The following is a 12,494-nucleotide window of genomic DNA, read 5'->3' on the forward strand; positions in this document are numbered from 1 at the left end:
TGCCTGTAATAGAATATTCAAATTGGTTAAACCTATTCCATAAAACCAAAAGTATTTTGGTTTGGTTGCAATTCTAATATTGCAGACGGGTTTCCAGTAATTGGTAAATTATTTGGTTGTAAACAATAAAATGGCAATAAGCTTTTGACATCACTGCGGATTGTTTCGCATACAGAAGCTGATGATGTCAAAACCAAACGCCCCTCCTCATTTAACGGAATAAACATAGAAGGTGCATAGGAAGTTCTCACTTTCCCCACTGTTTTACCAATTTGGTAGACAACATCATAGCCAACCACAACTAATTCCATTTTTTGCGCTGATACACAGGTTGGGTCACGCTCATAAAACAAGGATGGGAACCCCTTACCTTGTAGCGCTTCTATCATAAAGACCATTTTACATTCGCTTTGCGCAGGGTGAAAACGAGAAAGTGATTGTTGGTCAAAAGTACCTAAAACCCCAGTTACCGTACAATTTTGGTACTCAACAAGCCGGTTAGATTTGATAGGCTCAACCGATAATACGGTTGCTAATTTAATTTCAGGCTCACGCGTGAAGATAACAACTAACAATACAATAAGGCATGCCACTATAGCTGCTAATAACAACTTAAATTTTAGCTTCATAGTACAATCCTTATTAAATTAATACTGACCTATTGTAACGGCTACTCAAGATAATTCGATGCATTACATGCATTAGATATATTTTTTAGATTTATCCGAAATTATAATTGTTAAATTTTACTTAATATAAGATTTAAATTAATTAAATGTGAGGTTTAATATCCATGATATGACTCAGCGATAAATAAAATAGGTTAAATTAACTATATTAATCAATACATTATAGTTTATTGATTTCTAAATTTTCTGAGTTATACCAATATATTTACAACATACATCTTTCATCAATAAAAAATGTTACCGCAACTGATTATAATATGAGCTCAATATATGGTTTTAAACTCATCTTTATTATCCGTATAAAGTAACTTAGACCTCTATAAGTAATGCCTGTAATATAATCGATCACCAACCAACTAAAATTGATCTAAATAGTTTTTATTACAAATATTAACGTTACTAAATAAAAATACTCTCATATACGATATCAATATGATTCTTTTATCATTGATTTTATTGGTTAATTTAACCACATTAAAAAATAATGCACCTAATCAAATTAATAACTAGGTGCATAAAATTTGATGAAGATCAATTAGATATGTTAACAAATCGCGGCTAGTGTAATTTCAACTTGGGTCGTATAATTCGGTTAATACTCCCTACTAACATCATTAAGCCCGTTTTGATATAACCATGTAAAGCTATCTGGTGCATACGATACAAAGAAATATACACAAAACGTGCAATACGCCCTTCGACCATCATATCTCCACGCATCAAATTCCCCATCAAACTGCCCACGGTACTAAAGCGTGATAGTGAGACTAATGAGCCATGGTCTTTATAAACATAATCTTTTAATGGTTTTTCTTTCATCATGGCTAAAATATTGTCATAACAACGACTTGCCATTTGATGTGCAGACTGCGCCCTTGGCGGTACAAAGCCCCCTTCAGGTTTAGCACAAGAGGCGCAATCACCAATCGCAAAAATCATATCATCGCGTGTAGTTTGCAACGTAGGCTTAACTACCAGTTGATTTATACGATTTGTTTCTAAACCTGCGATGTCTTTCATGAAATCCGGCGCTTTGATGCCAGCAGCCCAAACCATTAGATCAGCAAATACTTTGCCGTCTTGTTTAGTATTCAAACCATCAGCATCAGCGCTAGTGACCATAGTTTTAGTCAATACATTGACACCAAGCTTGTTTAACTCCTGATGCGCAGCGCTAGAGATCCGCGGAGGTAAAGCAGGTAAAATACGCTCCCCAGCCTCAATCAGAGTAACATTGAGAGCATCGGTATCTAGCCCTTTAAACCCATAACTAGTGAGTTGCTCAACTGCATTATATAATTCAGCGGATAGCTCAACACCTGTTGCCCCGCCCCCAACTATGGCAATATTCACTTTTTCTTCTGCATTATCACGTACAGAATAGCGTAAGAACAGGTTTAGCATTTCATCATGAAAGCGATGAGCCTGCTGTGGATTATCTAAGAAAATACAATGTTCTTTCACACCTGGGGTACCAAAATCATTCGACTTGCTTCCCAGTGCCATCACTAAAATATCATATTCAAGCTCACGTAAAGGAACTAATAATTCACCATGTTTATCATATAGCTCACCAAGCACTATTTTTTTATTATCACGGTCAATATTAGTCAATGAACCTAACTGGAAATTAAATGCATTATGGCGCGCATGGGCAAGATAGCTAATCGCATCAACCCCATCATCCAATGAACCAGTAGCAACTTCATGTAACAATGGCTTCCATAAATGGCTTGGATTACGGTCAACGAGTGTGATATGTGCTCGTTTTTTCCGGCCTAATTTGCGCCCTAAACGTGTTGCCAATTCCAAACCACCGGCACCACCTCCGACGACGATGATTTTTGGTTGAGATAAGGTCATAAATCCCTCGAAACAAAATATATTAATGTTATCTAAGCACTTTTATGATAAAAAACTTAGATAACATTAATTAGCCATGCCTTACACTATGAATGAAATAGAATAACATGACTGGATAATTGGTAATACCAAATATTGATCCATATCAATTTAGTTGATTATTATGACAACCATCACATTCGTCAAATCATTTTTAACGAGGAATGAATCGAATCAGCTTGAGATCGTTCAAACAGTTAAGTTCACAACGAATTAACGATAATGAGAATTATTATCTCATTGTTTTTGATATAGACGCTACCGTTAATTGTTAACCCAAAGAAAAAGGATTGAGATAAATGCTGAAACAAAGAAAAAACCCGAAGAGATTAAACACTTCGGGTTTTTAGTTGTTATATCGTTCGATTTAACTAGTTAATTTTTTTGATACGTACATCAGTTGGGACTGAAACTGGTGAGTTATCTTTAAAATAATGCATCAATGCTTCGTTATCAGGCACACTGTAAACACGGTCTTTACCTTGATTAAACGCGCTGAATCGGCTACCACCCGTTGCTAAAAACTCATTGGCTGCAACTCGATAGCTTTTTTTCATGTCTAACGGTTTACCATTTAACTTCATTGATTTTTGAATGACTTTATCACCAACAGGTCGGCTATCATCCCATTCGTAATAAAAACCTTTAGAAACAGGCATTACTTGTGGACGCGCACGATCCCATTGTTGTTCTAACGCCTGTTTGATTTGCTCACCCGTTAAAGATTGAGTCACGACAACATTTGAGAATGGTTGAACAGTAAAAATATCACCATAGGTCAGTTCACCGGCTTTCAGATCAGCACGAATACCACCACTATTCATAAAGGCGATTTGCGCACCACCAGCTTCTTTACTTGAAGCGGCATAGAGTTGACCATCAGCGATAATTTTACCTAATGTAGAGTCACCCGCTGGCAATAATTTTTTGTCTGAACTCTCCGTCAAAGTTCCCATCACTTGTTGTGAAATAGGTAACGCAATTTGTTCATATCTTTGAACAAAAGTCGTTAACTCTGGATTTTTCTCATAACGTTTTGTTTCAACAGGAATATTTTTCGCATTGATGCTAACAATATCTTTTGTATTTCTATCAATTTCAATATTTAACTGAGAAAGCAATGCGCCATTTGATTGTGCAGAAATCACGGTTTTACCATTGATTTCACAATTGTACGCTTGATGCGTATGACCACTGACCACAAAGTCTACAGCGCCATCTAGTTGGTTTACAATATCAACAATTGGGCCTTTGATATTATCACAACGGTTAATATCTTTAACTTTCGTATCAACTTGCTGTGTCGCCCCTTCATGGATCAGAACACCGATGCTATTAATACCTTGTGCCTTCAATAGCTTCACTTGGTTATTAATAGTTTCAACTTCGTTTTTAAACTCTAATCCAGCGGTACCGCTTGGCGTTACAATAGCAGGTGTGCCTTCTAAAGTTAGGCCAATAAACGCCATTGGAATACCATCAAATTCTTTAATGAAATATGATGGGAACAGAGTTTCACCTGTTTCTTTTACAATAACGTTAGCCGCTAAATAGTTAAAATCGGCACCTGCAAATGAGTCTTTACCAACACAACCCGCGGTTGGATGACAGCCACCATTTTGCTTTCTTAATAGCTCTTCTTTGCCTTTGTCAAACTCATGGTTACCAACTGCACTGGTTTCCATGCCTATTGCACTTAATGCTTCAATAGTAGGCTCATCATAGAACATCGATGACAATAATGGGCTTGCACCAACTAAATCCCCTGCACCAACAACAATAGTTTTATCATTCTGCGCTCTTAACTGGTTTACTAAGGTGGCGATTGATTCTATTCCACCTAACTTACCATCTCCTGGCGCTTTTAGTGCGCCATGGAAATCATTGATACCAATGACCTGAACTTTAACCGTATCCGATGTTTTCTGAGCACAACCGGCCAGTAAAGCACCTGAAATTAACAGTGTGAGTAGCCCAATTTTATGTTTCATTTATCTTACCTTTTATTGTAAATTTCACTCTGCTGGCAACTACATTTTGAACCGATAAGTGGTTGTCATTGAACCAGATAAGGAGTGCGCACGGCGTGAATGGCCATCATATAGCTTAGGCGTTGTATAATCGTTCTCTTGGCGGTGATGCCAGCCTAAACCTCCGCTTAATGACACGGATAGGTTTTCAGTTGGTTTCCAATAGCTGAACAGACCCAATTGACCTTGTTTTAACCTTTCACCTTCATATTTAAATTCTGAGTAATTGGTACGAGCACCAACAGAAAGCTCTTTACTTACACGATATTCGGCAGCCATCGCGACCATAGTTTCCCCATCACGAACGTAATCGATATCCGCATAAGCTGGCGAGTTAAAACGACCACGCGTATTACCAATTGGGTTACGTGCGAATTGACCGACACCATTTGCTTTTTTTGCTTGAGTGTAAGTTAAACCAGCGCGGAGTGTCCAAGGTGACTCTGGAATACGCCAGTCAGCGGTTCCTGCATAGTGCCATGCTCGTTTGTCGAAATTACGCTTACCGATAGCATCATTTTTTTCGGTGCGCTTACCATCACTACCATATTCATGATTGTAAATTTGCGTTCCAAGCGTAACATCTGAAGTTAACTTATATTTAGCTTCGAGACCTTGCTGACGAAATAAATCATCTGCCTGCCCATAGAAATAGTGAACAGTCAATGGCTTAGTATTGTAATTAATACCACCAGTGATCACATGATTAACCTTATGTCGTTTACCATTAGCATCAGTAAAATACATAGCATCAATATTTGGACTATCACGACGCATTACTTTTTTGTCGAGATAGAGTAAATCTAGGCTCCAGTCATCAATTGCTGTATTGGTGTAATAACCGCTATAACTGTTTAATGAAAGGCGTTGTGAATTAGTAAAAATACCTTTGTTTTTCAGTGTGAACCAACCCGCTTTACCGTGGAATTGAACAGGGTCAAGGTCGAATTTTACTTTCGCATAACGTTGTCCGATTTTGTTATAGCCTTTAGCGTGACCATCGTCGTTATATAAAATTGCACGGGAGGCGAAGTCTTTACTTGCACCGAGTTTAATACCACCATAGTAAGAAGCATCAAACCCGATTACGTCAGCAAAATAACCTGATTTGAAATCAGCTTGGAAGTTTTGACCCCAAGCGTTAGCAACTTGTTTTCTATAGCGTTGCTCATTTTTATCAAAACGATTTTCGGTTTTTAAGTACTTCCACATGTTACGAGTTGACAGTTCTAACTCAGAATCCGCAATAAATGAATTTTCTTTAATTGTGTTTTCCCAATTGCTGGCATTTGCCATTGCGACTGCTAAACAGCAAGGAGAAAGCATTAATAGCGCAATATTTTTAACTTTCATTGAAATTAACCTAGTTAATGATTATTTGAATTAATTTTATGCTGCGTCATGTAACCATGAACAACAAAACACCATTTTTATTTTTAGCTTAATAAAACAACTTTACTTAAAGTCAAACTGATACATCCCTTTCAAACACATAAGTCAATTTTTAAAATAAAAAATTCAATACAGATATTTCACTGCATTAGTGTTTACTTAATTACCATAAATAAGGCGTTCTACTTATAGTAAAGACCTAATAGCCTTTAATAATTCACTACCATTACTTTACTCAAATTCCGCGTTAATTTTAGTTAAGAAACAATATTTCAGATATTATTTAAACAATCGTTAATACACACGCCACTATATGTTGTGCTTCTATTTTCTTATTTAATAGGCAGAGTCATAGTCTGAGAAATGCTTATCTCAATCAAAGAAACATTATTTAACTTAAAACGCCACCATCCAGTTTATTGTTATTTTTATAATCGATTAGTTATTGCTCTAAATTGTCATAAAAAATTCATAATGTGGATGCTAACGTAATTTTACGTCAATTAAAACGATCACTGTCACAACACGTTACATAAATTGCATTATTTAAACCAACTAATAGTGATTAAGATCACACTTGTTTTGGTGTTTATTTATCACTGTAAGCATTACTGACAATAAAGATGAGGGGACACTTGATAGCGCAGTACACCGTGAATAGTTAAAAAATAGACATTGTCCCTAAATAACCTTTAGATACTGATTAAAAAAAACTCATATGCATAGATTTTTTTAATACTTGTATAATTAATTTACTGTTAATTTATCTAGACATGAAAAATTTGAATGAAACTGTTTTTTTATACATTAAAATTAATGTTAATAATATTACAAAAAAGATAAGAGTATTTAAGCATTAGGGTTAATCGGTTTTATTTAGCTATCCACTAATTTAAATTTATCTTAACTTTTATCATTAATAGCTATTATCATTTTCTTTTTACTTATAGGCGCTCTCACCAAAAGAAAATGACACATAAGACAAATATCCGGCTGTTTATATTGAAAAAACACCTAGCAATATCAATATATGTATCCATTACAAATAAACTATGGATTATTATTTTGAGTTGACCTTTAAAAGACTACAGCTTAAATGAATAGAATAATTAATTATTTTTTTGAATGTAACCATTATGCTAGATAATTTACCATCACATTTTTAATATAATAATATGATGATTTAATCATTATATTAATAACGTTACGGGTAACTTTCAAAGTGGTTATACTTCCCTTTCATACTACTTATACGTCGTTATTTTTCACTTCAATGCGTATTTATGCAAAATAGCCGGTAAATAGTTTAATTTACCGGCTATATTTTATTCACCTTAATGTTATTGACGGTGTGCTTGCCATCTTTGGTGTAAATCCACTAATTGCCGATGACTTTCTTGCCAACGAGCCAACCCTTGTAACTCGGTCAAACTGTATTGACGGCCACTGTGATATAACTTAGAGGCTTGGCTATCATGCTGTTTAGGTAAGTTATCAAGTACACTTACCGCACCTTCGCGGTTATTGCACACCAAAACCATATCACACCCAGCATTTAAAGACGCTTGTGCTCTTTCTGGATAGCTCCCCATAATTGCTGCCCCTTCCATCGATAAATCATCAGAGAAAATGACACCATTAAAACCAAGCTGTTCCCGTAGCACTGATTTTAACCAAAATGGCGAACCACTCGCAGGGCGTTCATCAGCTTGAGTGTAAATGACATGCGCTGGCATAATTGCATCAAGTAATTCACGTTGGATAAAATCTTTAAAAATCGACATATCTTTACCTCGGATAGTTTCCAATGTACGGTCATCACGAGGTGTTTCTTTATGCGAATCAGCTTTAACTGCACCATGCCCAGGGAAATGTTTCCCTGTTGTCTTCATCCCCGCACTGTGCATTCCTTTAATAAAACGTTCTGCCATCATCATTGCCATTTCAGGATCTTTATGGAACGAACGCTCCCCAATCGCGATACTTTGATGGCCAAGATCCAACACTGGGGCAAAACTAATGTCAATATCCATCGCTATCATTTCTGCTGCCATTAACCACCCCGCTTCTTGTGCCAACTTAGCACCGTCCATAGGGTTATTTAGCTCAGCAAAAGCCTGTGCCGAAGGTAGCGCAGTAAAACCATCACGAAAGCGTTGTACTCGCCCACCTTCTTGGTCAACAGCAACCAGCAGACGGTGCCTTGACGCATCACGTATTTGGCGCACAAGCTCTCGTAATTGTGCAGCATCATGAAAGTTACGGGTAAATAAAATCAAGCCCCCCACTAATGGGTGAGCCAATATTTCGCGCTCTTCGTTATCTAATTCATAACTTTGAACATCCAGCATTATCGGACCCATAACATGCCTCACTTATTTAACTAAATCAAAAATTATTCGTTGATAACTTTATTATCAACCCAACAAACCGAAGTAGTGGCGTAATGACTGCGAGTGTACCAAAAAATGCGATAATTGACTTTTATTCCACTGCACTTCATACCACATTAACGTCATATATTTTACCCATGGTTCCCATAACTGGCAGTGCTGAGCTAATTGTTGTTTATCCCGATAAGCACTTCGCACATCACAGTATTGCATGAGAAAAAAATGACGCTGTTTATCTGTCAGACTATTAAATTGAAAATAGGTTTCTAACGAAAATGCAATATCAGTATTTGCGGCATATTCCCAATCCAATAGCATTAACTCCCCTGTATGAGTACTAATGATATTTTTAGGATGAACATCCATATGTGCAGGGGCCAACTTCAACGTTTTTGGCAATGCAGTAGAAAGGAAATGACGATGTAGTTTTTTCCAACGTGGTGACAAACGTTTGGTATCAACCAAATAACCATAATGCGCAATTTCATCGCGCAGTTGCAAGCGGTAGCCGAATAGTGCGCTGCAATGTAATTGTGCAAGCGTATTTGCTAGTTGGCATTGAAAATGAGCGGATAAAAATGTGGATGGGCCCGGATGCAAGCCTTCACACCACGCCAACAATAACCATTGAGCGTTATAACCAACGACAGTCGGTGCAAATGTGTATGGTTGCAATTGTCTTAATATACGCGCTTCTCTCCGGCGATCCACATATAGACAAGACTGAGTCTCACCATTAGCACGAGCCACTAATTTAAGTGTGCGATTAGACTGCACACACTGCAATAAATAACTCCCGCCTGACAACCCTGTTAACGGCGTTATTTCCCAGTGACTTGATTTAATCTCTGGGAAATAGGTAGATAACAGCGTAATAAGTGACTGTCTGTTAATCAATACTGTGCTTTCCAGTCCAAATAATTTCGCCTGTTTGCACTTCCATTAGTTGCATTTCAAGGCTCTTATCTTTATTTGAACCTGACATAACACTGTAAATCACGTAATCAGCTTGTACATAACGCCCTAGACCAATCGCCTTACTACGCGTCACTAAGCTATCTTCTTGTGATAAACCTAATGTTTTACGTGCAGAACTTACCACACTTTGAGGGACTACTTTGAAACGATTGGTATTTTCAACTGCGCTAGCCATTGTTGATGTAATAGTCTGTACAGGCAATGAGCCATTCGTATTGTTTTTCACTGAATCAACTAATAACACTTTGCCACTTTCCACGCCATCCGCAGCAACCATTTGGCCAACCAAAGGTGTTATCGATGCAGCCCAATCAGTTGTTTGCTGTTTTGGCGGTGTCGGAACGACATCCGTTGGCGGTGGTGTCACTTCTGGTGGTTGATCCGGCTCAACAGGAACAATCGGTGGTTGTGTTCCCGGCTGTTGAGGTGGATATGATGGGCAACCTGCTAAGATTAAAGCTGCTACCGCAACCATTAAGATCCGTTTCATTGTTTTTCTCCGGCCTTAGGTGATAAAAACACATGGACACGCACATTGCTAGCGCGTGATGAGGAGGTCATGGCTTGAATAGTTTCTGTTGAATTCGCTGCAATTTGCTGATGTAAGATACTCGAAGTATCCACCTTCAACCCTTGTTTATCGTACCAATATAAACGATACGCAATCTCTACGGCATCAGGCTGCAAATTACTCATACTAAGCGTGGCAACAGTTTGGTGGTTTTCAACACTAATCACGGGGGACTCAACAATGACCCCTTGGGCTAAAACTGCTGGTTCCATAATAACGCGCTGCTGCTCATTAAAAACTAACCCTTGAGGTTTGTTATTTAAACAGCCAGTTAATAACACAGCCATCAGCCCAAGTATTACTATGCGGTTCATTGTATGAGCCCCTTCCTATTATAATTTAGCCAATAAAGGTCCTAATGGGCGACCACCCACTAAATGCATATGAATATGGAATACCTCTTGTCCAGAATGCTCATTGCAATTCATAATCAAACGATAGCCATTTTCAGCAATGCCTTCTTCTTTGGCAATTTTAGCTGCCACCGTAAATAAACGCCCTAACGCCAGTTCGTCATCCACCGTCACATCGTTTACTGTGGGGATTAATTTATTGGGGATAATTAAAATATGTGAAGGCGCTTGTGGCGATATATCACGAAATGCCGTGACAAGCTCATCTTGGTAAACGACATCCGCAGGGATTTCGCGACGAATGATTTTACTAAAAATTGTTTCTTCTGCCATATCAATTCCCTTACTAATCCAATAGTTAGTTTATATATTGTTAACAAGTTACCCGTTATTCGAGCCAACATTCAAATGAAATAAACGATTGAAATTTTGTGTTGTAATTTCAGCCATTTGTTCAACGCTAACCCCTTTCAGCACCGCCATGTATTCAGCCACATCACGTACGTATGCAGGCTGATTTTCTTTTCCACGATGCGGTACTGGGGCCAAATATGGGGAGTCTGTTTCGACCAAGATTCTATCTAGGGGCACAATACGCGCCGCTTCTCTGATTTGTTCAGCATTGCGGAATGTCACAATCCCTGAAAATGAAATATACATTCCTAAATCGAGCAATTCGCTAGCTGTCGCTTTGTCTTCAGTGAAACAGTGTAATACCCCACCACACTCACTAACTTGTTCTTCACGTAAAATTGTTAGCGTATCCTTTTGCGCAGCACGCGTATGTACGATCACGGGTTTATTTACTGCTCGGCCGATACGGATATGCTGACGAAAAGACTCTTGCTGCAATGCAGCATTCTCTTGTTGATAGTAGTAATCAAGCCCTGTCTCACCAAGTGCCACAACCTCAGGGCCGGCGGCTAATTGTGCTAAGCGCTCAAAATCATAGCCTTCGTCTAAATTAAGTGGATGAATACCACATGAAAAAGCAATATTGTCACGTAACCCAATGAGCTTTTTCATCTGTTCAAAACCGGGCAACGTTGTTGCCACGGCAAGCATGAAACGGACATCACGAGCCGATGCCTTAGCGATAACATCATCGACATTAGTGTGTAATTTTTCATAATCTAAACAGTCGAGATGGCAGTGTGAATCAACAACAAACATATTTAACTCTTTTTAAAATGAAGGTGAAGCCAATAAGGCTTCCCATTGTAATAATTGATTGGTCAGAATAAGTTCCTGATTAAGCGCAGGAACTGTCAATAATTGATAACGACAATGTAGCCACTGTTCATAAGCCTCCAATAATTGAGAACGGTTCATGGTACTGGCCAATTGCATAACTTGTGCAAGATGATCTTGGTTAATACAAAACGTTGTCGCACCTTGCTGTACTTTAACTGCATCGGAAAGTAAGGTTAATAACCAACTTAGGGCAGCTGAAGCTTCTTCAATATTCAATCGTGGCAATAAACTTAGCATATCCCGCGTTTGTAATGCTGTAGAGATACTTTGGCATAATGCATTCCGTTTTTGCCAAAGATGTTCTTCTAACAGAGCCAGAGCGGCTACTGGAGCACCTTGACAAAGTTTCAATGCGGTTATTGCGTGATCAACAACTACATTTGGCTGTTGTTTTTGTAACCAATACAACGCAATTTGTGGGTCAGGAGCTGGCAAAAAATGACTTAAACAACGGCTACGAGTTGTGGCAAGTAAATTCTCTGGTTTGTCACTACTTAATAGAAAATAAGTGTCTTTTGCAGGCTCTTCCAGCGTTTTTAGTAACGCATTCGCCGCAGCATCAGTGAAAGCTTCAATTCTAGGAATATACACCACTTTATTGCCACCTTGTTGAGAATGACTACTCAAGGTTTCAATTAATTTCCTAACAGCATCAACACTGACCGTTGATTTACCTTTTTCAACGTCAATAACATGATAATCGGGGTGTGTTCCTGCTAGCATTAATCTGCAGCTATGGCACTTCCCACAACTTTTCAGCCCTTCACGCTCTTGGCAAATAAGCCAACGACTAATACCATAGCAAAGTGCATCGGCCCCATTTCCAGGCAAAGAATGAAGTAGTAAGGCATGGTGCCCTCGCCCACTTTGATAGTTCGCTATAATTTGCCGGTAAGGTTCATTTAACCAAGGATACCAATTCATGTTATTAA

The 12,494-nt window shown here is 38.2% G+C and carries 11 protein-coding genes; all 11 read right to left on the minus strand.

The window, feature by feature from the left end:
• Nucleotides 1-32: 32 nt before the first annotated feature.
• The 11 genes from umoD to holB all read right to left on the minus strand — a co-directional run bounded on the left by umoD (nt 33) and on the right by holB (nt 12,486).
• Nucleotides 33-629, minus strand: a complete 597-nt coding sequence (gene umoD, locus ACIPUA_RS09810; RefSeq protein WP_042843457.1) for a UmoD family flagellar biogenesis regulator — start codon at nt 627-629, stop codon at nt 33-35.
• Nucleotides 630-1,247: 618 nt separating this feature from the next.
• Nucleotides 1,248-2,552, minus strand: a complete 1,305-nt coding sequence (locus tag ACIPUA_RS09815; RefSeq protein WP_042843456.1) for an NAD(P)/FAD-dependent oxidoreductase — start codon at nt 2,550-2,552, stop codon at nt 1,248-1,250.
• Between the two features lie 410 nt (nt 2,553-2,962).
• Nucleotides 2,963-4,582 (minus strand): bifunctional metallophosphatase/5'-nucleotidase, encoded by a 1,620-nt coding sequence (locus ACIPUA_RS09820; RefSeq protein WP_129466064.1) that lies wholly within the window; start codon nt 4,580-4,582, stop codon nt 2,963-2,965.
• Nucleotides 4,583-4,621: 39 nt separating this feature from the next.
• Complete coding sequence (locus tag ACIPUA_RS09825) at nt 4,622-5,974, minus strand: OprD family outer membrane porin (RefSeq protein WP_042843454.1); 1,353 nt, start codon at nt 5,972-5,974, stop codon at nt 4,622-4,624.
• Nucleotides 5,975-7,353: 1,379 nt separating this feature from the next.
• A complete protein-coding gene (nagZ, locus tag ACIPUA_RS09830; RefSeq protein WP_042843453.1) occupies nt 7,354-8,376 on the minus strand; it encodes a beta-N-acetylhexosaminidase in 1,023 nt (340 codons plus the stop codon).
• Nucleotides 8,377-8,430: 54 nt separating this feature from the next.
• Complete coding sequence (locus ACIPUA_RS09835) at nt 8,431-9,303, minus strand: phosphotransferase (protein WP_042843452.1); 873 nt, start codon at nt 9,301-9,303, stop codon at nt 8,431-8,433.
• Nucleotides 9,296-9,874, minus strand: coding sequence for a penicillin-binding protein activator LpoB (gene lpoB / locus ACIPUA_RS09840; RefSeq protein WP_042843451.1), 579 nt, complete (start codon nt 9,872-9,874; stop codon nt 9,296-9,298). Before lpoB ends, ACIPUA_RS09835 begins: the two co-directional genes overlap by 8 nt.
• Nucleotides 9,871-10,269, minus strand: coding sequence for a YcfL family protein (locus tag ACIPUA_RS09845; RefSeq protein ID WP_042843449.1), 399 nt, complete (start codon nt 10,267-10,269; stop codon nt 9,871-9,873). The genes lpoB and ACIPUA_RS09845 overlap by 4 nt, the downstream gene beginning before the upstream one ends.
• Before the next feature lie 18 nt (nt 10,270-10,287).
• A complete protein-coding gene (gene hinT, locus ACIPUA_RS09850) occupies nt 10,288-10,641 on the minus strand; it encodes a purine nucleoside phosphoramidase (RefSeq protein ID WP_048607414.1) in 354 nt (117 codons plus the stop codon).
• A 48-nt stretch (nt 10,642-10,689) separates the two neighbouring features.
• Nucleotides 10,690-11,481 carry a metal-dependent hydrolase gene (locus ACIPUA_RS09855; RefSeq protein ID WP_042843447.1) on the minus strand — a complete coding sequence of 264 codons (792 nt, stop codon included), beginning with the start codon at nt 11,479-11,481 and terminating at the stop codon, nt 10,690-10,692.
• A gap of 12 nt (nt 11,482-11,493) precedes the next feature.
• Nucleotides 11,494-12,486, minus strand: coding sequence for a DNA polymerase III subunit delta' (gene holB, locus ACIPUA_RS09860; RefSeq protein ID WP_042843446.1), 993 nt, complete (start codon nt 12,484-12,486; stop codon nt 11,494-11,496).
• Nucleotides 12,487-12,494 lie beyond the last annotated feature (8 nt).

Source organism: Providencia sp. AGC89, from assembly GCF_053543535.1.

Bases quoted from the DNA above. Each gene is read 5' to 3' on its own strand.
- umoD (WP_042843457.1), bottom strand. From the start codon at position 629: ATGAAGCTAAAATTTAAGTTGTTATTAGCAGCTATAGTGGCATGCCTT.
- hinT (WP_048607414.1), bottom strand. From the start codon at position 10,641: ATGGCAGAAGAAACAATTTTTAGTAAAATCATTCGTCGCGAAATCCCT.
- ACIPUA_RS09855 (WP_042843447.1), bottom strand. From the start codon at position 11,481: ATGTTTGTTGTTGATTCACACTGCCATCTCGACTGTTTAGATTATGAA.
- ACIPUA_RS09825 (WP_042843454.1), bottom strand. From the start codon at position 5,974: ATGAAAGTTAAAAATATTGCGCTATTAATGCTTTCTCCTTGCTGTTTA.
- nagZ (WP_042843453.1), bottom strand. From the start codon at position 8,376: ATGGGTCCGATAATGCTGGATGTTCAAAGTTATGAATTAGATAACGAA.
- ACIPUA_RS09845 (WP_042843449.1), bottom strand. From the start codon at position 10,269: ATGAACCGCATAGTAATACTTGGGCTGATGGCTGTGTTATTAACTGGC.
- ACIPUA_RS09815 (WP_042843456.1), bottom strand. From the start codon at position 2,552: ATGACCTTATCTCAACCAAAAATCATCGTCGTCGGAGGTGGTGCCGGT.
- holB (WP_042843446.1), bottom strand. From the start codon at position 12,486: ATGAATTGGTATCCTTGGTTAAATGAACCTTACCGGCAAATTATAGCG.
- ACIPUA_RS09820 (WP_129466064.1), bottom strand. From the start codon at position 4,582: ATGAAACATAAAATTGGGCTACTCACACTGTTAATTTCAGGTGCTTTA.
- lpoB (WP_042843451.1), bottom strand. From the start codon at position 9,874: ATGAAACGGATCTTAATGGTTGCGGTAGCAGCTTTAATCTTAGCAGGT.